This window comes from Paenarthrobacter sp. NPDC090520, assembly GCF_044769205.1.
In the GTDB taxonomy this organism is placed as follows: Bacteria; Actinomycetota; Actinomycetes; order Actinomycetales; family Micrococcaceae; genus Arthrobacter.
The window spans coordinates 14,369-35,968 of sequence record NZ_JBIVXM010000005.1; the positions used below are offsets into that span (position 1 = coordinate 14,369).

Sequence of the window (21,600 nt, forward strand, 5' to 3'; positions counted from 1 at the left end):
CGATAATGTGCGTCACGTCACAAGCAAGAGTATTACAGACACTTCGACCCTCTGTCGAATTTGTTGCAAAGATCACATGTTGCGTTCATCACACGCTAGGCGTTGGTGGTGGCCCGACGGCGTTCACGGAGCAGCGCCTCCAAGAGCTCGGCCACGTGCATGGGAGCTTCCACGCGGAACGCGGCCTGGGTGAAGTCGAGTCCTACTTTGATGCCCACGTCATCGCCCAGGAGCCGGCCCAGCGCGTCCTCGTCCGTCACATCGTCGCCAGCGAACAGGATGGCCGTAGCTCCCGTCGCTTGGCGCAGGAACTCCACTGCCTCGCCCTTGGAAGCATGGACCACCGACGTCTCCAGCACGCGCTTCCCGGTCTTCAGGAACACGCCCGGGCGGTCCTGCAACTCGATCCGGGCGGCCTCGACGGCGTCCTCCGCCACGTCATCATCGGCAAGCCTCGTGTGCAGCACAACGCCCGCGGGCTTGTCTTCCAGAAGTGTTCCCGGAGCGACATTGACGATTCCGGCCAACACTTCGCGCACCGAAGCCAGCCGTTCACGCTGCTCGTCGTCCAACTCCAAACCCAACGAGCCTTCGCCCATCCAGACTTCAGCTCCGTGGCTGCCAATCAACAACGTGTTTGCCGGTGGTGAGGCGACCAGCCGCAAACTGTCCAATGCGCGGCCCGAGATGAGTGCCGTCGTCGTGCGCGGCAGCCCGGCGAGTTCTTCCAGGGCCGCAGCTGACCGCGGGAGGGGGCGGGCGTCCTCCGCGCGGTCGACGATCGGTGAGAGCGTGCCGTCGAAGTCCAGGGCCACCAGGAGGTGTTCCGTTCCCGCGATGCCTCGAATGGCGTCCAGCAATTCCGGCGACAGCGTTAGGGGCGTCTGTTCAGCTGTCATCGCGGACCACCTTTTCCTTAAGGGAGTCGAGGAACTCGGCCGACCAATGGTCAACGTCGTGGTCAAGGATTTGCTTGCGCATCAACTTCATGCGGCGTCGGGCTTCCTTCGGGTCCAGGTTGATCGCACGGAGAATGGACGATTTGAGGCCGTCGATGTCGTGCGGATTGATCAGGAGAGCCTGCTTCAACTGATCCGCGGCGCCGGCGAATTCGCTCAACACCAGGGCGCCGTCGTCTTCGGAACGGGCTGTCACGTACTCCTTGGCCACCAGGTTCATGCCGTCCCGCAGCGCGGTTACCAGCATGACGTCGGCCGCAAGGTACAGCGCCACCATTTCCTCCACCGGATAGCTGTGGTGCAGGTAGCGCACCGCAGTGTTCTGGATGGTGTCGTAAGTGCCATTAATGCGGCCCACAGTCCCTTCGATTTCCTCCCGCAGGAGCCGGTACTGCTCCACCCGCTCGCGGCTGGGGCTGGCAACCTGGATCAGCGTTGCATCCTCCACCTTGATGTGGCCATCCGCCAGGAGTTCCTCGAAGGCCTTCAAGCGGTGCCCGATGCCCTTGGTGTAGTCCAGCCGGTCGACGCCCAAAAGGATCGTCTTGGGGTTGCCCAGGTCCTTGCGGATCTGCTTGGACCGCTCGATGATGTCCGGGCGGCTGGCGAGTTCGCGGATCTGGTCCACGTCAATGGAAATGGGGAAAGCCTGGGCGCGGGCGATGTGGGTGACCTGGCCGTCCGCGCCCTTCACATGGATTTGCTGCTGCTTGACGCTTGCCCCCAGGAAGCGTCGTGCGGAACGCATGAAGTTGCCGGCATCGCTGGGCCGCTGGAAGCCCAGGAGGTCCGCGCCCAGCAGGCCGTCAATGATCTCGCGGCGCCACGGGAGCTGCGCGAAGATCTCCGGCGGCGGGAAGGGAATGTGGTTGAAGAATCCGACCTTCAGGTCCGGACGGGCCGTGCGGAGCATCCGGGGAACCAGCTGGAGTTGGTAGTCCTGGACCCACACGGTGGCGCCGTCCGAGGCATGGCGGATGACGGCATCAGCGAACTTCTTGTTGACCTGCCGGTAGGAGTCCCACCAGGTTCTGTGAAACTCGGGCGGCGCAATCACGTCATGGTAGAGCGGCCAAATTGTCGCATTGGAGAAGCCTTCGTAGTACAGCTCCACCTCGTGGCTGCTCAACTGGACCGGGACGAGGTCCATGGATTCATGGCTGAACGGGCGCACCGTCTCATCCGGGGCGCCATGCCAACCCACCCACGCGCCGTCGGACTTGGTCATCATCGGTGCGAGGGCAGTGACCAGGCCGCCGGGCGAGCGGCGCCAGCCGTCGTCGGACCTGTCGACGGGCAGGCGGTTGGACACCACCATGAAGTCGAACTTGCTCGCCGTCGGCTTCCTGGTTGGCGATGCCCGGACGCCTTCCTCGGTACTGAGTTTTTCGCTTGCCAAATCCTGCATTACTGCTCCCTGGGGTTGCTGTGACTCACATCCCAGCCTACCGGCGGAATCATCGCCGCCGGTTGATCGTTCAACAACCGGGTCATTGTGCTGGCGGCAAATCCTCAGGTTTGCTCCCGTAAACTGACCCCGTTGCACTACGACGCCGAGTAACCACGAGGAACTGATGAGCCCCGCAAACGAACCGCGCCTGTCCAAGGCCGAGAAGACCGCCCAGGCCCGGGAACAAGCGCGCAAAATCCGCGAAGAACAGCTGAAGAAGGACAAGCGCAACAAGATGCTGGTCCTCTGGGGCATCGTGGTTGCGGTAGTTGCCATCCTCGTGGTCATCGCCCTGGTGGTGGTCACCAACATCCAGAACAACGCCCCCATTGCCGACAGCGGCCCGACGCCCGCCAACGGCAACGTACACGGTGGCGTAACACTTCTGGCAAACAGCGAAGTCGTGAAGTCAGCAGCTGCAACAGTGAACGTCGCCGACGTACCGTCACCGGCAGCTTCGAAGCCCGCAACCGTGACGGCTCCCGGCGCCGAAGCCGAGGCCGGCAAGCCGGTGAAGGTAGTGGCCTACATCGACTTCATTTGCCCCGTCTGCAAGCGGTTCGAGACCACCTACGGTGAGTCCCTGACCAACCTGCGCAACGAAGGTAAAATCTCCCTCGAGTACCGCCCGCTCGGTTTCCTGGACCAGCAGTCCACCACCAACTACTCCTCGCGCGCAGCGAACGCCGCGGCCTGCGTGGTGAACTCCTCGCCTGAGAAGTACGCCGATTTCTTCAACCTCCTCTTCGAACGCCAGCCCGCCGAAGGCAGCGCCGGTATCTCGGACAAGGACCTCAAGGCCATGGCCACGGAAGTGGGTGCGGCCAACATCGACTCCTGCATCGACAGCAAGCAGTTCCGGCCTTATGTGAAGGTTGCCACGCAGGAAGCTGCGGCGATTGGCATCACCGGCACCCCGACTGTCTTCATCGACGGCAAGCAGTGGGATGGTTCAACCGACCTTAACGCAGAGATCCAGACCGCGATCACCGCAAAGGGCTGATTTCCCGGTAAGTACGACGGCGGCCGGTTGCCTTCTTCCCGAAGGCAACCGGCCGCTGTTGTTTCCCCGCCCGGCCATGGGCCTTTGAATTTCGTGGTGGGGGACGGTCTGGGCTAACCTTGACTAGCGTTCTTCGCACGCCTCCTTAGCTCAGTTGGCCAGAGCACCTGTCTTGTAAACAGGGGGTCGCCGGTTCGAATCCGGCAGGGGGCTCCATCTCACCCAGCTAGCATCAAGTCATGGACTACGACGATCTGGAACTCATCCTGTTCTGGGTGCTGGCAGTGGCTCCCTCTGTGCTGTTGATCATCGCCGGAGCAGTCATCCACGCCAAACTGCCAAGACGATGGATGGCCCGGTTCTTGGTTGCCGGACTTCTTGCCTGCATCGCTTATTGCGCCTTCGGCGGCATTGTCGCAATGCGCCTTTTCCCTCCACCGTACGATGAGCATTTCGCGGGAGGACGGGGCCTGGACCTTCGGGGCACCGCGCTGATCCTCGGGGGATTCGTCGGTGCCGCCGCGGGTGCGGCGGCCACATTAGGCACGTTCGGGGTTTCAGCTTTTCTGGCACGGTGGCGGGCCGTGCAGACCTCATGAACCGAGGACGGATCACCCTTTGACGAGCATGGGCGGCCGCTTGGCTCAAGCACCCACTGAAGGGTGCTCAGGGAAGCCCACAGGCTAGACTCAACCAAACATCACAAAGATATGGGGGATCTGGGATGGGTACATTCAAGGTTGGGGACAATTTGCCCACCGAGTTGTTGGGTATCAACGACGACGCTTGCCCGGCAGAGACAGACCACTTGGGCTTCACGGCATTTTGCAACCTGGACGCAGGCCATAAAGGCACGCACCTGGCCGGCAACTCCGATCTGGTAGTGGTTGCGGCCTGGGAATAGCGTGTAACTCTTAGCACTGCATGCAGCAGCTTGGTCCTACATACTGGCCATATGCGGGAAACGACGGTGTTGGTCGAAGGGGAGAGCGACAAGGTGGCTGTGGAAGTGCTGGCTGCACGCCTGGGGCATCATCTGGCTACCGAGCGGGTGACAGTGGTACCCATGGGTGGCGCCACCAGCATCATCCATTTCCTCGACCGCTACGGGCCCACGGGTGCAAACCACCGCTTGCTGGGTTTATGCGACGCCGGCGAGTCTCCCGGAATTGCCCGGGCACTCGGCCGGGTCGGCATCGGGCCAGGATCCTTGGATGAGCTGGGCTTCTATGTTTGCCACGAGGACCTCGAGGACGAGCTGATCCGTGCCCTGGGGACGGAGGGCGTGCTGGATGTCATTGACCAACAGGGCGAACTTGCCTCGTTCCGGCTTCTGCAACGCCAACCCTCGTTACGGGACCGACCGGTCGCGGCGCAGCTGAGGAGGTTCTTCGGCGGACGGAGCGGCAACAAGGTGAGGTACGCCCGGCTGCTGGTGGAGGCGTTGCCGGACGGTGAAGCGCCGCCTCCGCTTGGACTTCTTGTGGCGGCCTTCGCCGGCGCGGACTGAACGGCGGCACCCCAAGGAGGTGCCGCCGTCGAGCCTTCAACCAGAACGCCTACACGGCGGGCTGGTGCTGGGTGATGCAGTGGATTCCGCCGCCCCGCGCGAAAATGGGGCGGGCGTCCACCATGACCACCTCGCGGCCCGGATAGGCCTGCTCCAGGATCCGCTTGGCCTCGGAATCCGCGGGATCGTCGAAGCTGCAGGCGATGACGCCGCCGTTGACCACCAGGTGGTTGATGTAGCTGTAATCTACCCACCCTTCCTCGTCGCGCAGTATCTCCGGAGCGGGCACCTCGACGATGTCCCAGGAGCGCCCTTCGGCATCGTGCGTCGTGGCGAGCAGGGAAATGATGTCCGTCGTGACCTGGAAGTCGGGGTGGTCGGGATTGCGCTGCGAGTGGACCAGCAACACGCCAGGCGAGGGAATGGCTGCGACGATATCCACGTGGCCGCGGGTTCCCAAAGCCTCTGAATCACGGGTCAGGCCGCGCGGTAGCCAGATGACGTGCGTGGCGCCGATGGTGCGCCGCAGTTCCGCCTCGACATCGGCCTTGCTCAGCGCCGGGTTCCGGTACTTGTCCAACTGCACGGTCTCGGTGACCAAGACCGTGCCCAGTCCGTCAACCTGTATTCCGCCGCCTTCGTTCACCAAACTACTGTCCACCAGGCCCGCGCCGGCCAGCCGCACTACTTCGGCCCCGACGGCGGAATCCTTGCCCCACGTGGCCCAATCCTGCTGGCCCCACCCGTTGAAGACCCAATCCACGCCACCGAGCCGACCGCCGTCGTCAATCACGAAAGTCGGCCCGATGTCCCGCATCCACGCGTCATCAAGCGGCGCTGCCACCAGCTCGATATCGACCGACAAGTAGCGGCGCGCAGCTTCCATATCCGGCGGATCGACGACCATGGTGACTGGCTCGAACCGCAACACGGCGTGGGCTACCGCAGCCCACGCCGTCCGTGCCTCGTGGGTTTCCTGGTCCGTGTGCCCGATCGAGGAGCGTTCGGGCGGGAACGCCATCCAGACGCGCTCCTGTGGAGCCGTCTCGCTGGGCATGCGCCACGTCATGGCCGTGCCGCGTTCTGCACGCCGGTCTCGGCGCCGTACGGGCGTTCGACGTCCACCTCGCGCGTGAGTTCCGCGTAGGTGTCAGGCCTGCGCGTGGTCAGGAAGGGGAACAGGTCCAGCCAGTCCTTGCGCTGGTCGAGGTCCAGATCGGCAATGAGCACTGCCTCCTTGTCCCGCGGTGCCTGTACCAGGACTCGGCCGTAGGGATCTGAAATGAACGAGGACCCGTAGAACGTGATGTCCCCCTCGTCGCCTGTGCGGTTGGGGACCACCATGAAGGTGGCGTTGGTGATGCCGTGGCCGGTGATCACATGCTGCCACAGCGGTTGGTGGTCAAAGTCCGGGAACGTCGGCTCGGAACCGATGGCGGTGGGGTACACCAGGATCTCGGCGCCGGCCAGCGAGTAGAGCCGCGCTACTTCGGGGAACCATTCGTCCCAGCAGGTAGGAAGCCCGACGGCGGCATGGTCCAGTTCCGCTGGACGGTACACCGGGTAGGCGTCGTCGGCAGGTCCGGCCCGGAAATAGGTGTCCTCGTAATAGCCGGCGCTGATGGGGATGTGCGTCTTGCGTGTCCGCGCGAGCAGCTCACCGGAGGGGGAGACGAGGATGGCGGTGTTGAAGCCCAGCCCGTCGTCGCCGTCGGCCCGTTCGTAGAGGGAGGCGTGGACTGCGACGCCATGTTTGCTGGCCGCTGCGGCTGCGAAATCGAACGTTGGGCCCGTGAGGAGGTCCTCGGCGTCCTGCGCTGGGTTGGCTCCCGCGCGGACGTTGGCCGGGTACTTGGAGAGAGTCAGTTCCGGAAGGAAGACGGACGTGGCGCCCGCTGCGGCTGCTTTGCCGATGGCCTCGGTCAACACTGACCGGAGTGCGGCGGCGTCATTCCGCCAGCGGTGCTGGACAAGTGCCACGCGGAGGGGTTGGCGGCTGGATTCGCGGCTTCGGGCGAACGACTCGGGCGGCGTGGTGTTGCTGATGATGTCCATGGTTGGATCGTCCTGACTGGACCTAGGGGTCCTTGTCTCGTGGGGTTCTCGAGGAACCCGGTATGTGGTTGTGGTGCTTGTGGTTGTTCATGAGCCAAGGTCCTCTTCGGAAACCTTGCCCAGGGGAGCGGTCAGTGAGTCGATGGCGCCGGACACCAGGGAACGTGCGTGTTCCGTGGTGATGAAGCCGCTGAGCCAGCGTCCCGAGATGCCCTCCACCAGGCTGGTGAGGATTTCTGCCGTGACGGCTGCTTCCTGGTTGCTGGTGCCTGCGTGGACCGCCTGGATGGCCTCGGCGATTTCGCGGTTCCATTCGGACGTAGTGCGGGAAAGGGGCTCGGTCAGTTCCGGTTCGAAGATGGAACAGGCCCGGAGTTCGTTCCACGCCACCGAGTTCCGGCGGACGTCGGCCTCGTCCTTGATTTCGTCCAGGAGGAGATGCCGTAAGTGCTTGCCGCCGTCTTGGCTCACCTTCGCCGAAGGTGCGTCGTCCTTGCTGACCTGCTTGTTGATGTGCTCGAGGGTAGCGGCGAGCAGGCCGGCCCTGTCCGTGAAGTGGTAGTACAGCAGTCCGGAGGAGACGCCGGCTTCCTTCGCAACATCGTTGACCCGCAGTCCCCGCACGCCGCTCCTGGCAATGCAGGTGGTGGCGGCGGTCAGGATCTTGGCTAGTTTGTCAGTCATGGTTTGACAGTAATACGTGCTCACCCCGCTCCGTTGCCGTGCCATCCTGTACAGCCGGAGCCTCCGGCCAAAGCCGCAGGGCTGCCAGGTATCCGAGCGATCCGATCACCGTGGATCCCACGAAACTCAGGTCCACGCCACCGCCCAGGTGGGAGAGGGGGCCGGTATAGAGGGAGGTGTCCGTGGCGAGCACGCCAAACACGGAACCGAGTGCCCACGGAATGACTGCCCTCAGATTCCAACCCTTGGTGAACCAATAGCGTCCTGAAGGACCGTTTGCCCTGAACAGTTGGAGGTCTGCGGGACTGTACTTTCCCCGGCGGGCAACAAGGAAACCGAGCACGTTGATGGCCACCCAGGAACCGGCGAAGCCGTTGAGTACCAGCGTCATCGCTGTGATGGAGTCCACGGCGTTGAACACGAAGACGCCAAGGTAAAGAAGCCCGACGGCGGCTGCCGAGGTGATGAGCGTGGTGTGGATCCTGCGGAGCCGCGGAAAGAGGGCTTCAAGGTCGAGGCCACTCGCGTAGAGATTCAGGACCCCTTGGCCCAGGCCGCCCGCCAACGCGATGACCAGGATGGGCAGCAGGTACCAAACGGGCGAAGCATGCACCAGGTCAGCGACGTACGAGCCGCCCAGTTCTGGAATGGCGGAGGCGGTGAACGCGCCGAAGAGCGCTGTGCCGAACAGGCCCAGGAAAACACCAGAGCAGGTTGCGGCGAGGACGGCGCGATCCGAGTGGGCTTTGCGGGAGATACGCCGGCTGTAGTCACCCAGAGTGGGCGCATAGGACAGCGGGCCGCCAATGGAGATCACCACGGACAGAATCCACGTGGGCCAGAAGTCACCCAGGAGGTAGTCGCCGTGCACGGTTGTGGGGCTGAACGTGGGGGCGAAGGCCACGATCCCTGCGATGAGGAGAAGTCCGACCACCGGCGCCACGAACTTCTGCATGGCGACCACCGTGCCGTGGCCGAAGAGTGCTACCAGCACGATCTCGATGGAGATGATCGCGTAGCCGATGGCGAGCGTGGTGCTGTCCAGGGGTATGCCCAGGAGTCGTTGGGCAGCTGCCACGAGCGCGTCCCCGGAGGTCCATACGGCAATGGCTGCATAGGCCAGTGCGAAGAGGAGAGTCAGTCCGGATCCGATCAACCTTCCCCGGGTGCCGAAGTGTGCGGCGCTGGACACGGTGTTGTTGGTGCCGGTGCGGGGGCCAAGGAGTGCCATGGGTGCAATGAGGATGGTTCCGATGACGAGTCCGGTAAGACTGGCCGTTGCGGCACCTACGAAATTGAGCCCGAAGGTGATGGGAAGCCAGCCGAAAACGATGACCGAGAAAGCAAAGTTTCCGCCGAAGAAGACGGAGAAAAGGTTACGTGGGCGGGAAGTGCGTTGTTCGTCGGGGATGTACTCGATGCCGACTGATTCGATGCGGCCGAAGCTGTCCTTCGGAGAGGACTCGGCACCGACGGGATCCGCGTCTTTGCGGAAGCGCGTGCTGAACATGTCAGAGCCTTTCGTGAACTACATCACGTTGATGCAATGCATTCACTATAGATCCTGACTGAAATTTCAGTCAAGAGTGCTCGGGGGTCTCAATCCGGAGGGGAGTGGCGGCAGTCATGAATGCGTCGCACCCGCTGACGCCCTGCGCCACGCTTCTCGCGGGTGCGTGGGGCGGGAGTGGGTGCGCTGGGTGGGTTTTGGTGGTGCGTGGGGAGGGAGTGGGTGCGCTGGGTGGGTTTTGGTGGTGCGTGGGGAGGGAGTGGGTGCGCTGGGTGGGCTTTGGTGGTGCGTGGGGAGGGAGTGGGTGCGCTGGGTGGGCTTTAGTGGTGCGTGGGGCGGGAGTGGGTGCGCTGGGTGGGCTTTAGTGGGGCGGGAGTGGGCGCGTGGGGCGGGGGTGGGTGCGCTGGGTGGGCTTTGGTGGGGCGTGGGGCGGGAGTGGGTGCACCCGCGGGCCTCATGCTTGGGCGCGGGATTCCTTTGCCGGCTTGGCGGGGCGCTTTCGGATTTCGCGGAGAACGATTTGTTCCGGGCAGACCGTCGAGAGGAAGTCGCCGACCGAGAGTGCAAGGCGCTCGCCGACCAGCGAGTAAAGGATGCGGTTGGCTTCCCGGCGCTCGGTGATGAGCCCGGCCTGACGCAGCACGCTGAGGTGCCTGGAGATGGTGGGTCCGGTGGCATTAAAGCGGGAAGCGATCTCCCCGGCGGCCAGCTCGCCATCCTTGAGATCCTGCAGGATTTGCCGCCTGGTGGGGTGTGCCAAGGCGGCGAAGATCTCGGACGCTGCATCTGCCATGTTTGCAATATAGCACATTAGCTATATACAGTTTAGCTTCATTGCTAATAAGCGAAGGAGCAAGAACATGCGGGTAGCCATTACTGGTGGGACCGGATTCGTGGGGAGTCACTTGGCTGAACGGTTGGCCAGTCCCAACACGGTTGTCGTTTCACGCCGAACCGGCGTGGCCATCGATGACGTGGAGGCCTTGACCGCAGCATTCGAAGGGGTTGATGCCGTGGCGCACTGTGCGGGCATCAACCGGGAAATAGGCGGACAAACCTTTGAAAAGGTGCATGTGGAAGGCACCAAGGCAGTGCTCGAGGCAGCGCGGCGCGCCGGCGTGAAGCGGATTGTCATGCTCAGCTTCCTTCGGGCCAGGCCGGACTGCGGTTCCGGCTATCACGAAACGAAGTGGGCAGCCGAGGAGTTGGTCCGCGCGTCCGGACTGGACTACACGATCATCAAGGCGGGCATGATCTACGGGCAGGGAGATCACATGGTGGATCACGTCACCAAAGCGGTGCGGACCTGGCCAATCTTCGCGACCGTGGGTTTCCGTGAGCGGACGGTCAGCCCGGTGCCGGTACAGGAAGCGGTGTCCGTTCTGATCGCGGCCCTCCATGGTCGGCTGCCGGACGCCACAGTAGCCTTGCTGGGCGCCGAAGAACTCGAGTTGGGGACTGCCGTGCGCAGGATTGCCCGGGTTGCGGATCGCAAGCCATTGTTCGTGCCGGTGCCCGTGTGGACCATCCGGGCCTTGGCGCAGCTCACAGAATGGCTGATGGTTGTTCCCCTCGTGGCCAAGGCGCAAGCCCGGATGCTCGACGAGGGAGTGAGCGACCCAGCGCCCTACGCCTCCGCGCTTCCGCAGGACCTCAAACCGAAGCTCCCGTTTACGGAGGACCGCATCAGGGCTGCCCTGCCGGAGGGAAAGTTCGGACTCAAGGACTTGCGGGTCGTGAATTCGTGGCACGCGAAGGGGCGGAGAACTCAGGGGGCCAGCGGCCCATTGCCAACTCTTGACGACAGCAGCCGCGGTCCTAGATAGTTCTCGTTGGGGGCGCACAGGGTACTCCCTGTAATCTCCAAGGATCCTCGTATGAGCCTGCACATTCCCAGTCCCGGCGAACTGCCCGCGGCCAAGCCCGATTTCGATGCTGACAAGTACCTCAAGGGGCGGAGAAGCCTAGGGGTGGGGCTGATAGTCGTGGGTGCGATCAACGCCGTGTTCCTAACCATTGGCTACGTCAACAGCTGGCACCTCATGGCGATCTTGGACGAGACGGACAAGATTATTGAAATCGGCGCTTTGGCGCTCAATGTCCTTTTTCTTGCCGCGTTGCTCGCCTGCGGCATATGGAACATTGTGGCCCGACGCGGGACGTCGATCGCGCCGCTCATCATCGCGCTGGTTTTGTCCGCCCTCACGCTGACCTTCGCCGTGATCAACAGCGTCGATGCGCTGATGTCGACGGGAAGGATGCCCGCGGTGGCTGCCATCCTCATCAACGTTGCCCTCCTTATCCAATCTATCCGCCTGCTCCGGATGAAACCCGTGGTGACTACGCCGGGACCTGTCCGCGAAAGCGTCCACCCGTTCTATACGCCTTAGGGACGAACGCCTCACGCCGGTTCCTGGATCCGCGCGGCTTTCCGCCCACGCTGCCGCAGGGCCAGCATCGGAAACAGCAGCACTGAAAGCATCCCTGCGCCTACCAAGGCCGACGCTATGCCGTTGGGGATGATCCCCGTATCCTGCCCAATGCCGGTCACGGCCACGATGATGGGCAATCCGGTTGCGCCGAACAGGGCAACAGCCCGTTTCTCCGCAAATGTGGAGCCCTTGGGTGCGGCGAGCATGGACGGCAGGCCGCGGATAACCAGGAGCAGCAACAGGAACAGGGGAACCAGGGCCAGAGTCAGTGGGCTCGCAATAAGTGCGCCAAGGTCGAAATCGATGCCTGTGTCGATGAAGAAGATCGGGACCAGGAATCCGAAGGCGATGGCGTCAACTTTGGCCTCGATGACTGAGCGGTCCTGCTCCGGGGCGCGGGCGATCACTACCTTCCAGAGGATCCCGGCCGCGAACGCACCCAGCAGCATGTCCAGACCCAGGATCATGCTCAGCACTACCAGTACCGTCAGGATGAACATGATGGAGCGCACGGCGAATTGACTGCTGGTGTGCAGGGTCCGGGTCACCTGGGCGTGCAGGAACCGGTGCTTAGAGCGGGATGCGAGGAAGACGGCCAGACCGGTGAGGACCACGAAACCGAGGAGCACGCCAGTGGCCGGCCCCAGTTGCTTGCCGCTGAGGAAGAGTGAGATTGCCACCAGCGGACCGAATTCCCCGATTGCTCCGAGGGCGGTCACCGCGATGCCAACCGGCGTGCGGGACTCTCCGGCATCCCGAAGGATTGGCAGCAGCGTGCCAAGCGCGGTTGAGCAGAGCGCGACGCCGATAATCACTGCTGCTTCCACGCTTGGTCCCAGCAGCAGTCCGGCCCCTATGCCTGCGGCCAAGGAGATCAGCCAGCCGAGTCCGGCGCGCGACGCCGGCCGGCCGCGGATCAGGGCAAAGTCGATTTCGTTGCCCGCGACGAAGAACAGCATGGCCAGCCCAAAATCGGCCAGCGTGTCCGTGAATTGAACCGACTGGACCCAGCCGAGCACGCTGGGACCCAGAAGGATGCCCAGCACAATCTCGAACACCACCAGTGGAACCTTCACCACCCGGTCCAGTGAACGGACGGCCAGCGGCGCTGCGACAGCGAGTAAGGCGATGACCACCAGTGACGTTGATAAGCCTTGCATCAGCGGTACCTCCGCCGCATTGAAGGAAGAGTAATCCAAAGCTACAGCCACGGCTCGCGAGGAGCCATAAAAACCCGGGCGCCTCAAAGGACACCGCACGACGACGGGACTCACCGCTGGTGGTGAGTCCCGTCGTCGTACGTCTCGCTATGGCGTGGGGCTGCCGCCGTTCACATTCAGCGTTTCCCCAACCACATAGCTGGATTCCGGCGATGCGAGGAACACGTACGCCGGTGCCAGTTCGGCCGGCTGCCCGGCCCTGCCCAGGGGTGTGTCCTTACCAAACTCCGGCAATGCTTCCTTAGGCTGGCCGCTGCTGACCTGGAGTGGAGTCCAAATGGGCCCGGGAGCCACGGCGTTCACCCGGATTCCCTTCGGTGCGAGTTGCTGGGCCAGGCCCTTGGTGAAGTTGTTGATGCTGGCCTTGGTAGTGGCGTAATCCACCAACGTTGGCGAGGGGTTGTAGGCCTGGATGGACGTGGTGTTGATGATGGTGGAACCTTCGGGCAGGTGGGGGAGGGCGGCCTTGGTCAGCCAGAACATGGCGTAGACGTTGGTCTTGATGGTGTGGTCGAACTGCTCGTCAGTGATTTGTTCCAGCTCTTCCTGGGCCACTTGCTTGCCGGCGTTGTTGACCAGGATGTCGATCCCGCCCAGGGAATCCACTGCGGTGTCCACAACGTTGCGGCAGGCTTCGGCGTCCTTGAGGTCGCCGGGAACCTTGACGGCCTTGCGGCCTGCGGCTTCGATGATGCGGGCAATGCGGCTGGCATCTTCTTCTTCCTGGGGCAGGTAGGAAAGGACGACGTCGGCACCCTCACGGGCGAACGCGATGGCAGTTGCTGCCCCGATGCCTGAGTCTGCTCCCGTGATGATGGCCTTGCGGCCCTCCAAGCGCCCGGTTCCGCGGTACGTGTCCTCGCCAAGGTCCGCTTTCGGGGTCAGCTCCGCATCCAGGCCCGGCTCTGGCTGGTGCTGCTTGGGTGGCGAAATGTGCTCGTAGGCAGTGACCGGGTTTCGGAACGTGTACTGATCGGTCATGGTGATCCTCCTGGAGAGTAGGCGTGGAACACTGGCGGTTTCGCATGCCCATTAGTAAGTAGGCTTACTGTTTTAGCCTAGGCATGATGGTTTGGAGTCGCAAGTGAGGCTTGGTCTGGGCGGTGCCTGCAGTCGGATAAGATAGCCGCGGACAGGTGGTTGTACCGGTAGGCATCCCTCGCTTCCAGCGTCGCCTACGGACACCTTCGGACCCTGTCTTCGCATCTTTATTGGGGGACTCTTGAGCTCTGTACTCCGCCGTAGCCGGCGCCGCGTTTCTGCTGCCATTCTTGCCGCCGGAGTGGGCGCGTCGCTCCTCTTCGCAGCTCCCGCGCAGGCTTACGACTCTCCTGTCTTCGACGTACCGGATGCCTCGCAGGAGCCCTTGCCTTACATTGGCCGGGCTGCTGATGCGGCCGATGTCCTGGAACTCTGGACCAGCGGCGGGCCGGCCACGCGGAAGGCTGCAGGCGTGGCGCTGACGGGTGGCACCGGTGCCGTGCAGGCCTTCATCGACGGCGGACAGGACGCGGCGCTGGCAACTGACCGGAAGCAACTGGTGACCGAATTGTCGCAGAGCGGCACGGAACACGTGCGTTCGTCCGCCTCGAAGATGCTGGCCACGGGCGATCCCGCAAAGATTGACGCTTTCCTGGCCACAGGGTGGGAGCGCGCCTGGCAGGTTGACTTGCGGATAGCGGCCACCAACTTCCTCCACTACGGAGTGGCGAGCGTGCAGAAGGCTGCCTCCACCAGCCTGGATACGTCCGAGGACGCTGTGGAGGAATTCGTGCTCAACGGCTGGAAGAAGGCCGCGGCCACCAACGACCGCGTGGAAGTGACGTGGTTGACGGATTCCTCTTCGCCCAGCGTCACCCTCGGCGCGCAGGCTGCCCTCGATACCTACGAGCCGGCTGTGCTGGCAGACTTCCTGCGCTACGGCCAGCATGTGGCCGCCGGCCGCGATGCTGAAGCAGCCTCTGTCACGAAGGTTCTGGAGCAGGTCAAGGCCGACGTCGCAGGCAACCCAACTGGAACCGCAGCTGTGGCTGACAGGGCGGAAGCCGCCGTCGGGCAGGCCAAAGACATCGCCGCCGCAGCGAGGACCGAAGACCAGACGAGGCTGGGGGCGGACAGGACGGTTCTCGTCTCCCAGGCCAACAAAAGGGCCGTTCTGGAGGGCGTTGTCCTCGCCCGGCAAAAGCCGGCGCGTGAGGCGTTTGCCAATGCTGCGAAAGAGCTCCCTGGGCTGTTGAAGGCGCTGGACGGAGCGGACCTGGACCAGGTCATCGCCAAGGCCCGTCAAGCGACGTTGTACGTCTCGCTGGTTGAAACTCCGACGGTACAGAAGGCTGCGAAGGACGCCCTGGAGGGCGGTGACCAAGCGGTTAAGACGTTCATTACTACCGGGCTGGATGAAGCCAGGGCGGCCGGCGGCTCGGAGTTCGAGTCCGACCGCCAGCGCACCTATAACGCCATCGGCACCGGCGGTCCCACGGTCCAAAAGGCTGCGAAGGTGGCGCTGGAAACGGGCAGCCACCCGGATGTCCGCTACTTCCTGGAGTACGGATGGGGCCAGGCCGCGGAGCTGGACAACTCCATTTTCGCGTACAGGAGCATTGCGAACGGTGGCTTGGAAGAGCGCACTGCCGCGGACGTGGCCTTGAGTGGCAACCGGGAGGATCAGCAGGCCTTCGCAACTGCGGGGCAATCCACCGCTTCCAATCGTGATGCGGCCACTGCCGCGCACATTGGGCGCATCGACTCCATGATTGCGGAGCTGACGGCCCTCGCCAACAAGGCAAGGCTCGACGCCGGTGCTGCGGCTGAAGCGGCCAAGGCGGCTGAAGCTGCTGAGGCAGCCCGTGCAGCAGAGGCTGCGCGCGCGGCTGAAGCCGCCAAGGCCGCTGAAGCCGCTCGCCAGTCGGCCGGTACGTCAGCGAATGCGCCGTTCTTCGACGCTGCGCGTGGCTCCGCCCCGATCGTCATGGCGTGGCCCCAGGCCCAGGCGCCCGTCCTTCCTCTGGCAGATGCCGGAGCTTCGCCGGCCGCCGCTGATGCTGCCGGGCTCCTGCCGACCATCACTGTTCCGTCCCCCGAAGCAGGATCGGGAGACGCATCCAACGAAGTAGCTTCGGCAGAACCCGCAGCGCAGACCAGCACTACAGCCCTGAGCGGCTGGACCATCGGACTCATTGTGGGCTTGGTACTCGCTGCTGCGGCGGCCATCACCCTACTGCTGCGACGTAAAGCTCCGGCAGCGGCAGCCAGCGCCCCCGCGAAGAAGTCCTAGCAAACGCACGACGGCGACCTGCCGCCGTCGTGCGTTGCCGTCGGTTCGCTGCGGCAAAGGTGGCAAGGCGTCAAGGCCTGTTGCCGCCGCGCGTGGTGAAGTAAGTTGCTGGAATGGACGACACATACCAAGTCATTGTGGTTGGTGGCGGATTTGCTGGCGTTGCAGCAGCCAAGGAGCTGGGGCGCAAGGGCGTCAGGGTCCTGCTGATCGACTCAAACAACTACCATCAGTTCCAGCCTTTGCTTTACCAAGTGGCCACCTCGCAGATCGGCGTCTCGGCCATTGCGCGGCCGCTGCGGTCCGTGTTCCGTCGCTTCAAGAGCGTCAAGGTCCTGACAGCCAAAGTCGCGTCCGTTGATACCGCCGGGAAGAGCGTGACCATCGAGGATGGCCGGACGTTTAATGGGCGGATCCTGATTCTCGCCGTGGGTGCTGTCCCCAATTTCTTCAACACCCCCGGGGCCGAGCAGTACGCCTACCCGCTCTACTCCGTCACTGATGCCACGAAACTTGGCACCGGGCTCACCCGTCTCCTGGACAAGGCCGACCGTGGCTCCGAGGGCATGGTGGACGTGGTGGTTGTGGGCGGAGGGCCCACCGGCGTGGAAACAGCCGGGGCGATGGCCGAGAACGTCAAGTACGTCGTCCGCAAGTATTTCTCGCCTGAACTGGCAGCCCGCTGCCGGGTGCACCTTGTGGACATGGTTCCGGTGGTCCTGAACGCATTCTCGAAAAAATCACAGGACTACGCGGCCGACCATCTGGGGAAGGTGGGAGTTCAACTGCACATGGGTGTGGGTGTGACGGAGGTCCGGGCAGATGGCGTCTCGCTGGCCGATGGCACGTTCATTCCGGCGCAGATCGTGGTGTGGGCCGGCGGTTTGAAGGCCGGCGATCTCATCTCCGGCTCGGGCCTTGCGCAGGGGAGGGGCGGGCGGATTGACGTCCGTCCGGACCTGACCGCGCCGGATGTTGACGGTGTGTACGTGCTCGGGGACGCCGCGAACATCACCGACGCCTCCGGCACCAAGCTGCCCCAACTGGGTTCGGTGGCTCAACAAGCGGGCAAGTGGGCAGCCGGAAACGTGCTTGCGGACCTGAACGGTGGCACCCGCAAGCCCTTCCATTACGTAGACAAGGGCTACATGGCAATGGTGGGACGCGGCGCGGCGGTGGCCGAGCTGGGCCGTAAGCGACTTCAGTTGCAGGGCACCTTCGCCTTCCTGTCCTGGCTGTTGGTGCACCTGGCGCTGTTGTCCGGCCTGCAGCAGAAGGCCCGCGCATTGTTCTCCTGGCTCAACGGGTATGTCCTTCACAGTCCCGCGCAGGTGGTGGTCAGTGGTCCGGTGGATAGGGAACCTGATGCTTCTGGTTCGTCCGGGGCCTCTGGTACGTCCGGTGCCGCAGGTCCGCAAGGGGCGGGGTCCCCCGGGTAATAGGCTGGGGGGAGAACCCCTAGCGAGGAGCACCATGTCACTGAAGGATCGTCTCAAAGCAGACGTCGTTGAACACATGAAAGCCGGCAACAAGACCGCGCTGACTACTGTCCGCAATGTGCTGGGCGAGATCACCACGCGTGAGAAGTCCGGTAAGACCCCAGTGGACCTGGACGATACGCAGGTAACGGCACTGCTTCAGAAGGAAGCCGCCAAGCGCCGCGACACGGCCAGGATCTACACGGAAGCCGGAGAATCGGACCGTGCCGCCGCCGAGGTTGCCGAGGCAGAAATCATCGAGGCTTACTTGCCCAAGCCGCTCACGCGCGACGAAGTCGAGGCGATTGTTGATGAGGAGATCGCGGCACTGAAAGCGGGCGGACAGGAACTTTCCATGCGGTCCCTCGGGGCTGTCATGAAGCCCGTGACGGCCAAGGTCGCGGGTCGTTTCGACGGCAAGACCGTCAGCGAAATCGTGCGTTCCCGACTGTCCTGATGCCGTACGCGGGGCTGCTTCGCGTCAACCGGCGCCAAGCAGCCCCCGCAGCGTGTCAGCATTCCGCACGGCGTTCCCACCGCCGTCGTTATTGAAGTACGCGTACACATCCCTGCCGGTGCCGGCCCACTCACGGATCCGGTCTGCCCACCAGCGCATGTCATCGTCCGAATAGGAGCCGCCATAGAGGTGCTGATGGTCCGGTCCGTGCAGGCGGATGTAGACGAAAGGTGCCGTGGCTTGGAGGATGCACGGCAGGTTTGCGCCGCTCATGATGCAGTAGGCGGCCTGATGGCGCTCCAGGAGTGCATAAACGTCAGGATGGTCCCAGGACTCGTGCCTGAGCTCCACGGATACCCGGATCCAGTGCGGCACGGCTGTGAGGAAGTAGTCGAGCCGCGCGTCGTCGCGGGCGAAGTCCGGCGGGAGCTGAACCAAAAGGACGGCCCTCTTGTCTCCCAGTTCGTGCCAGCACCGGGCGATCCGTTCCAGCCAGACCTCCGGTGCATAGAGCTTCTTGCCGTGGGTGAGGCCCCTGGGTGCCTTCACGGACATGGCGAAGCCGGGTGGAAGCCGGTCGCGCCAACCTGCAAACGTGGTGTCCCTCGGCCAGCGATAGAAGCTGGCATTGAGCTCCACCGTGCTGAACCGCTCCACGTAGGCTTGCAGCCTCTTGGCTGTGGGCAGGCCCGGCGGGTAGAGCACGTTGGCCCAATGGTCGTAGCTCCAGCCGGAAGTGCCGATGTGGATGGCCATGGTTTGGATGGTAGTTGCTCTTCGTGGTTTATCCACAGCTCGTCTCTGCCCGTTTGGTCCTGGTGCTGGCCGTCATACTGTACGTGCTCTTGCAAAGGTGGGCGAGACGTACCAAGGGCTACATCGGATTGGCTTTGGTCCTGTTTCTTGTAACCCTGGGCATTTCAGCGTTGACGACGAGTGGCGGCATGGATCCACTCTTCCCACTCTTGACGCAAGTGCTTGGTCCGCTGGTGGCCATTTCCTCCGCCTGGTGCTTCAGGCAGCACGCTCCGAGAGTCGTGGCAGTGGCTCAACCTGGGGGTTCCGCAGTAGTGAGTGAAAACTCCATTGCGGCCGTGGGCCAGGTAGGTGAAGTGCTCGCGGGGCTCTTCCCCATGCTGCCGCCTCAGTGGTCTGCCGCGTGGTTGGAGTTCAGGGAGATCGGTACCCACCAGGAAGGCCTCTTTGTTTTCGAGATGGACGGTGGGCGCTACACCAACGACGTTCCCGCGCAGTTGATGGACCAGCTATCGGAAGTCCGGCAATTGACGCGTGGTCCCGGCGGCAGCACGTGGTTCGAATGCAAAGCCGAGCTCAACCCTGCGAAACCGGGTCACTACGAAACGGAGTTTATTTACCGGGAACCCGCGTGGGCGAAGCAGCCCGAAGCCGGGGACTACTTGGCGGAAACCGAACGCATGGAGCTTCCCGTGTGGTTCCTGCACAAGATGGCCACGGCCAGCTAGCTGCGACCCCATACTCGGCTCGCGCAAACTTGCACTCCCTGCTGCACCCAGGTGGCCGCGTGTTGCTTACCTGAGCTGGGCTTCACCCCTCAGGACCGGGTGCCGAAGAGTTTCTTGCTGATCCGTGACAAGGTGCCGGGTTCAAGGGACGGATCGATGATTGTTGGTTCGACGGAGAAGTCGGTGCCGCGGTCAGTGACGGGGCGGCGCCGGTTCTTCCAATCAACGGACTTGAATTCCGGGTTGTAGATCGGGGGAGTCACGCCTTCTTCACGGAAAATGTCCCACATCCACGGAGGGATGTTGTCTACGGTTCGCGGGTAGGCGAGGAGTTGCTGTGCCCACGTGGACGCGTCCGCCGGCCTCGCTCCCGGATGCCAGCTTCCATCACTCATTCGTCTGAGGTGCTCGTCGTCTGAGACATGGAGGGTGCCCGGCTTGTGCGGAAAAATACGAACTTCCGCTGTAGTCCAGGTACCGAGGCCCGGCTCGTAGGCTGTTTTCCGATACTCGTCGAGCCATTCATCGTAGGCCTCATAGGTGAATTCGTCGTCCGGCTCGGTCATGCCCCGCGTTCGAGTTTGGTCGTTTACTACCGCATACCTAAATCCGATAATGTTCGAGCCCCGATGTATCAGCACGTAGTACAGTTCGTCGACGCCATGAGCAAAACCTGACTCACCGAATGCTTGGTCACGCAGCCTCTCAAGGCCCGCGCTGACGTAGGAATTCTCTTGCAATCCCGAATCCGTCACTTCTGCAGTTACCCAGCTTTCTAAAGGTTATTGTTTCTATGCGTCAGGTCTCGCCATCAGGAGCGGCTGCCGAAGAGCTTCTTGCCGATCCGTGACAAGACACCGGGATCCAGGGCGGGATCGATGACTGTTGGTTCGACGGAGAAGTCAGTGCCGCGGTCCGTGACGGGGCGTCGCCGGTTCTTCCAATCCACGGATTTGAATTCCGGGTTGTAGATCGGGGGAGTCATGCCTTCTTCCCGGAAAATGTCCCACATCCAGAGAGGTATGTGGTCTTCCGTGCGCGGGAAAACCAACAATTGTTGCGAACAGGCCGTGCTATCAGATGGCCATCCGCCTGGATACCACTCACCGTTTGAGGCACGCTCCAGGTGTTCTTCATCAAAGAGGTTAAGTTCGCCGGGCCGGTCGGGGTATATGTGGACCTCCGCAGTTACCCAAGTGCCCAGACCGGGCTTGTACGCGCGAGTGTGACACTCATCCAGCCACTCGGCCAAGGCCTCTTCGGAAAACTGAAGTTCTGAGCCTCTACGAACCCGCTTGCCGTCTTGGTACATTTGGCCACGCCAGAAAGTGCTTGTGGTTCTATGAACCAGCACGTCGACCAGTTCACTTGCTCCGTGAGCGAAGCCTTTGGAACCGAAGGCTTCCTCGCGCAAGCGATCCAATCCATCCGTGGTCCAGCCGTTGTCACACACGAAGTTTGTTGTCACGCCCTAAACTTTCCAGCCGCTAAGAGATTGTCATATCTGGCGACTACCGGATCTTCCGCTCCAAAAGAGTGTTCAAGCCTGACTGATGATGGAACGGACGCATCGTCGGATCGCTTTAACTCCATGCTCCAGCTTAGGTCAACGGGTTTCCCGTTCGATAAGTCGTCCTTGAACCTGTTAATAATATTCATATCGCTGTCGTGGAAATTGTTCCTTACATCGACCTCGTTGAGTGTGCCTTTGCCCCGGTTTTGCCACTCGTGGTGGGAACAGCCCGGCTTTCTTGCCAATGAAGCCGAGGACAGAGTGGCTGGCTTGGCTGCCGTCGTAGCCTGGTCCACCTCGGAGACCTGCCTTGATCCGGCCTTCGCCTTTGCGAGATGGGCGTTTTGATCCATGACGAGTGGGAAGGTGTTTTGTACGCCGTTGTCGACTTCGGCAACAACGTTGTAAGTCATGTGCGGCATGGGCTTCATAAGTTCCGGTCACCACGCGCGTTTCACGCCCGCGAAGTTGTCGATCTTGGTCACTTCGCCTGTACTAAGAAACCTGGCTCCGGGCAGCATCCGCACTCACTAGAGATTACCTACACGGGAAAAGACTTGCATGTGCGGGG

The 21,600-nt window shown here is 62.8% G+C and carries 23 protein-coding genes and 1 tRNA gene; 11 read left to right on the forward strand and 13 right to left on the reverse strand.

Annotated elements, in window-relative coordinates; translation table 11 throughout:
- Window positions 1-95: 95 nt before the first annotated feature.
- A complete protein-coding gene (gene otsB, locus ACIQTZ_RS07835; RefSeq protein ID WP_400333746.1) occupies window positions 96-899 on the reverse strand; it encodes a trehalose-phosphatase in 804 nt (267 codons plus the stop codon).
- Window positions 889-2,367, reverse strand: a complete 1,479-nt coding sequence (locus ACIQTZ_RS07840; RefSeq protein WP_397323285.1) for a trehalose-6-phosphate synthase — start codon at window positions 2,365-2,367, stop codon at window positions 889-891. Before ACIQTZ_RS07840 ends, otsB begins: the two co-directional genes overlap by 11 nt.
- A 166-nt stretch (window positions 2,368-2,533) precedes the next feature.
- On the opposite strand from ACIQTZ_RS07840, the gene ACIQTZ_RS07845 reads away from it, so the two are divergent.
- The 5 genes from ACIQTZ_RS07845 (at window position 2,534) to ACIQTZ_RS07865 (ending at window position 4,922) form a co-directional block, all read left to right on the forward strand.
- The gene (locus ACIQTZ_RS07845) at window positions 2,534-3,412 is read left to right on the forward strand and encodes a DsbA family protein (protein ID WP_397323284.1); all 879 of its coding nucleotides are present in this window, start codon (window positions 2,534-2,536) and stop codon (window positions 3,410-3,412) included.
- Window positions 3,413-3,551: 139 nt separating this feature from the next.
- Window positions 3,552-3,628 (forward strand) — tRNA-Thr (locus tag ACIQTZ_RS07850).
- Between the two features lie 23 nt (window positions 3,629-3,651).
- On the forward strand, window positions 3,652-4,011 hold the full coding sequence (locus ACIQTZ_RS07855) for a hypothetical protein (protein ID WP_402979198.1): 360 nt from the start codon (window positions 3,652-3,654) through the stop codon (window positions 4,009-4,011).
- Between the two features lie 125 nt (window positions 4,012-4,136).
- Window positions 4,137-4,316 (forward strand): hypothetical protein, encoded by a 180-nt coding sequence (locus tag ACIQTZ_RS07860; RefSeq protein ID WP_397323282.1) that lies wholly within the window; start codon window positions 4,137-4,139, stop codon window positions 4,314-4,316.
- A 51-nt stretch (window positions 4,317-4,367) separates the two neighbouring features.
- Window positions 4,368-4,922 (forward strand): TOPRIM nucleotidyl transferase/hydrolase domain-containing protein, encoded by a 555-nt coding sequence (locus ACIQTZ_RS07865; RefSeq protein WP_397323281.1) that lies wholly within the window; start codon window positions 4,368-4,370, stop codon window positions 4,920-4,922.
- A 49-nt stretch (window positions 4,923-4,971) separates the two neighbouring features.
- Here ACIQTZ_RS07865 and ACIQTZ_RS07870 read toward each other — a convergent pair whose 3' ends face one another.
- The 5 genes from ACIQTZ_RS07870 to ACIQTZ_RS07890 all read right to left on the reverse strand — a co-directional run bounded on the left by ACIQTZ_RS07870 (window position 4,972) and on the right by ACIQTZ_RS07890 (window position 9,964).
- Window positions 4,972-5,979, reverse strand: coding sequence for an agmatine/peptidylarginine deiminase (locus ACIQTZ_RS07870; RefSeq protein ID WP_402979201.1), 1,008 nt, complete (start codon window positions 5,977-5,979; stop codon window positions 4,972-4,974).
- Window positions 5,980-5,987: 8 nt separating this feature from the next.
- The gene (locus ACIQTZ_RS07875) at window positions 5,988-6,977 is read right to left on the reverse strand and encodes a nitrilase-related carbon-nitrogen hydrolase (protein WP_402979204.1); all 990 of its coding nucleotides are present in this window, start codon (window positions 6,975-6,977) and stop codon (window positions 5,988-5,990) included.
- Window positions 6,978-7,064: 87 nt separating this feature from the next.
- On the reverse strand, window positions 7,065-7,661 hold the full coding sequence (locus ACIQTZ_RS07880) for a TetR/AcrR family transcriptional regulator (protein WP_402979207.1): 597 nt from the start codon (window positions 7,659-7,661) through the stop codon (window positions 7,065-7,067).
- Window positions 7,654-9,171, reverse strand: coding sequence for a purine-cytosine permease family protein (locus ACIQTZ_RS07885; protein WP_402979210.1), 1,518 nt, complete (start codon window positions 9,169-9,171; stop codon window positions 7,654-7,656). Before ACIQTZ_RS07885 ends, ACIQTZ_RS07880 begins: the two co-directional genes overlap by 8 nt.
- 454 nt (window positions 9,172-9,625) lie before the next feature.
- A complete protein-coding gene (locus ACIQTZ_RS07890; protein ID WP_402979213.1) occupies window positions 9,626-9,964 on the reverse strand; it encodes a metalloregulator ArsR/SmtB family transcription factor in 339 nt (112 codons plus the stop codon).
- Window positions 9,965-10,031: 67 nt separating this feature from the next.
- On the opposite strand from ACIQTZ_RS07890, the gene ACIQTZ_RS07895 reads away from it, so the two are divergent.
- Together ACIQTZ_RS07895 and ACIQTZ_RS07900 are read left to right on the forward strand one after the other, a co-directional pair.
- Window positions 10,032-10,997 (forward strand): NAD(P)H-binding protein, encoded by a 966-nt coding sequence (locus ACIQTZ_RS07895; protein ID WP_402979216.1) that lies wholly within the window; start codon window positions 10,032-10,034, stop codon window positions 10,995-10,997.
- 51 nt (window positions 10,998-11,048) lie between these two features.
- A complete protein-coding gene (locus ACIQTZ_RS07900) occupies window positions 11,049-11,561 on the forward strand; it encodes a hypothetical protein (RefSeq protein WP_402979219.1) in 513 nt (170 codons plus the stop codon).
- A gap of 11 nt (window positions 11,562-11,572) precedes the next feature.
- On the opposite strand, the gene ACIQTZ_RS07905 is transcribed toward ACIQTZ_RS07900, so the two are convergent.
- Window positions 11,573-12,763 carry a cation:proton antiporter gene (locus tag ACIQTZ_RS07905; RefSeq protein WP_402979222.1) on the reverse strand — a complete coding sequence of 397 codons (1,191 nt, stop codon included), beginning with the start codon at window positions 12,761-12,763 and terminating at the stop codon, window positions 11,573-11,575.
- A gap of 147 nt (window positions 12,764-12,910) precedes the next feature.
- Window positions 12,911-13,804: a glucose 1-dehydrogenase gene (locus ACIQTZ_RS07910; RefSeq protein ID WP_402979226.1), complete on the reverse strand. Its 894-nt coding sequence runs from the start codon at window positions 13,802-13,804 to the stop codon at window positions 12,911-12,913.
- A gap of 241 nt (window positions 13,805-14,045) precedes the next feature.
- Here ACIQTZ_RS07910 and ACIQTZ_RS07915 point away from each other — a divergent pair, with 241 nt between their 5' ends.
- The 3 genes from ACIQTZ_RS07915 to ACIQTZ_RS07925 all read left to right on the forward strand — a co-directional run bounded on the left by ACIQTZ_RS07915 (window position 14,046) and on the right by ACIQTZ_RS07925 (window position 18,032).
- Window positions 14,046-16,097, forward strand: a complete 2,052-nt coding sequence (locus ACIQTZ_RS07915; protein WP_402979229.1) for an ALF repeat-containing protein — start codon at window positions 14,046-14,048, stop codon at window positions 16,095-16,097.
- Window positions 16,098-16,210: 113 nt separating this feature from the next.
- Window positions 16,211-17,536, forward strand: a complete 1,326-nt coding sequence (locus ACIQTZ_RS07920) for an NAD(P)/FAD-dependent oxidoreductase (protein ID WP_402979232.1) — start codon at window positions 16,211-16,213, stop codon at window positions 17,534-17,536.
- A gap of 34 nt (window positions 17,537-17,570) precedes the next feature.
- Complete coding sequence (locus tag ACIQTZ_RS07925; protein ID WP_402979235.1) at window positions 17,571-18,032, forward strand: GatB/YqeY domain-containing protein; 462 nt, start codon at window positions 17,571-17,573, stop codon at window positions 18,030-18,032.
- A gap of 24 nt (window positions 18,033-18,056) precedes the next feature.
- Here the strand turns inward: ACIQTZ_RS07925 and ACIQTZ_RS07930 are convergent, their stop codons facing one another.
- The gene (locus ACIQTZ_RS07930) at window positions 18,057-18,788 is read right to left on the reverse strand and encodes a DUF72 domain-containing protein (RefSeq protein ID WP_402979238.1); all 732 of its coding nucleotides are present in this window, start codon (window positions 18,786-18,788) and stop codon (window positions 18,057-18,059) included.
- A gap of 23 nt (window positions 18,789-18,811) precedes the next feature.
- Here ACIQTZ_RS07930 and ACIQTZ_RS07935 point away from each other — a divergent pair, with 23 nt between their 5' ends.
- A complete protein-coding gene (locus tag ACIQTZ_RS07935; RefSeq protein WP_402979241.1) occupies window positions 18,812-19,516 on the forward strand; it encodes a hypothetical protein in 705 nt (234 codons plus the stop codon).
- 89 nt (window positions 19,517-19,605) lie between these two features.
- Here the strand turns inward: ACIQTZ_RS07935 and ACIQTZ_RS07940 are convergent, their stop codons facing one another.
- From ACIQTZ_RS07940 to ACIQTZ_RS07950, 3 genes are all read right to left on the reverse strand, one after another.
- The gene (locus ACIQTZ_RS07940) at window positions 19,606-20,082 is read right to left on the reverse strand and encodes a hypothetical protein (protein ID WP_400333803.1); all 477 of its coding nucleotides are present in this window, start codon (window positions 20,080-20,082) and stop codon (window positions 19,606-19,608) included.
- A gap of 245 nt (window positions 20,083-20,327) precedes the next feature.
- A complete protein-coding gene (locus ACIQTZ_RS07945) occupies window positions 20,328-20,501 on the reverse strand; it encodes a hypothetical protein (RefSeq protein WP_402979244.1) in 174 nt (57 codons plus the stop codon).
- Between the two features lie 479 nt (window positions 20,502-20,980).
- Window positions 20,981-21,442: a hypothetical protein gene (locus ACIQTZ_RS07950; protein ID WP_402979247.1), complete on the reverse strand. Its 462-nt coding sequence runs from the start codon at window positions 21,440-21,442 to the stop codon at window positions 20,981-20,983.
- Window positions 21,443-21,600: the final 158 nt, after the last annotated feature.

Excerpts from the sequence above, each read along its gene's own strand:
- otsB (WP_400333746.1), bottom strand. The coding sequence starts at position 899 with ATGACAGCTGAACAGACGCCCCTAACGCTGTCGCCGGAATTGCTGGAC.
- ACIQTZ_RS07840 (WP_397323285.1), bottom strand. The coding sequence starts at position 2,367 with ATGCAGGATTTGGCAAGCGAAAAACTCAGTACCGAGGAAGGCGTCCGG.
- ACIQTZ_RS07845 (WP_397323284.1), top strand. The coding sequence starts at position 2,534 with ATGAGCCCCGCAAACGAACCGCGCCTGTCCAAGGCCGAGAAGACCGCC.
- ACIQTZ_RS07855 (WP_402979198.1), top strand. The coding sequence starts at position 3,652 with ATGGACTACGACGATCTGGAACTCATCCTGTTCTGGGTGCTGGCAGTG.
- ACIQTZ_RS07860 (WP_397323282.1), top strand. The coding sequence starts at position 4,137 with ATGGGTACATTCAAGGTTGGGGACAATTTGCCCACCGAGTTGTTGGGT.
- ACIQTZ_RS07865 (WP_397323281.1), top strand. The coding sequence starts at position 4,368 with ATGCGGGAAACGACGGTGTTGGTCGAAGGGGAGAGCGACAAGGTGGCT.
- ACIQTZ_RS07870 (WP_402979201.1), bottom strand. The coding sequence starts at position 5,979 with ATGCCCAGCGAGACGGCTCCACAGGAGCGCGTCTGGATGGCGTTCCCG.
- ACIQTZ_RS07875 (WP_402979204.1), bottom strand. The coding sequence starts at position 6,977 with ATGGACATCATCAGCAACACCACGCCGCCCGAGTCGTTCGCCCGAAGC.
- ACIQTZ_RS07880 (WP_402979207.1), bottom strand. The coding sequence starts at position 7,661 with ATGACTGACAAACTAGCCAAGATCCTGACCGCCGCCACCACCTGCATT.
- ACIQTZ_RS07885 (WP_402979210.1), bottom strand. The coding sequence starts at position 9,171 with ATGTTCAGCACGCGCTTCCGCAAAGACGCGGATCCCGTCGGTGCCGAG.
- ACIQTZ_RS07890 (WP_402979213.1), bottom strand. The coding sequence starts at position 9,964 with ATGGCAGATGCAGCGTCCGAGATCTTCGCCGCCTTGGCACACCCCACC.
- ACIQTZ_RS07895 (WP_402979216.1), top strand. The coding sequence starts at position 10,032 with ATGCGGGTAGCCATTACTGGTGGGACCGGATTCGTGGGGAGTCACTTG.
- ACIQTZ_RS07900 (WP_402979219.1), top strand. The coding sequence starts at position 11,049 with ATGAGCCTGCACATTCCCAGTCCCGGCGAACTGCCCGCGGCCAAGCCC.
- ACIQTZ_RS07905 (WP_402979222.1), bottom strand. The coding sequence starts at position 12,763 with ATGCAAGGCTTATCAACGTCACTGGTGGTCATCGCCTTACTCGCTGTC.
- ACIQTZ_RS07910 (WP_402979226.1), bottom strand. The coding sequence starts at position 13,804 with ATGACCGATCAGTACACGTTCCGAAACCCGGTCACTGCCTACGAGCAC.
- ACIQTZ_RS07920 (WP_402979232.1), top strand. The coding sequence starts at position 16,211 with ATGGACGACACATACCAAGTCATTGTGGTTGGTGGCGGATTTGCTGGC.
- ACIQTZ_RS07925 (WP_402979235.1), top strand. The coding sequence starts at position 17,571 with ATGTCACTGAAGGATCGTCTCAAAGCAGACGTCGTTGAACACATGAAA.
- ACIQTZ_RS07930 (WP_402979238.1), bottom strand. The coding sequence starts at position 18,788 with ATGGCCATCCACATCGGCACTTCCGGCTGGAGCTACGACCATTGGGCC.
- ACIQTZ_RS07940 (WP_400333803.1), bottom strand. The coding sequence starts at position 20,082 with ATGACCGAGCCGGACGACGAATTCACCTATGAGGCCTACGATGAATGG.
- ACIQTZ_RS07945 (WP_402979244.1), bottom strand. The coding sequence starts at position 20,501 with ATGACTCCCCCGATCTACAACCCGGAATTCAAATCCGTGGATTGGAAG.
- ACIQTZ_RS07950 (WP_402979247.1), bottom strand. The coding sequence starts at position 21,442 with ATGACTTACAACGTTGTTGCCGAAGTCGACAACGGCGTACAAAACACC.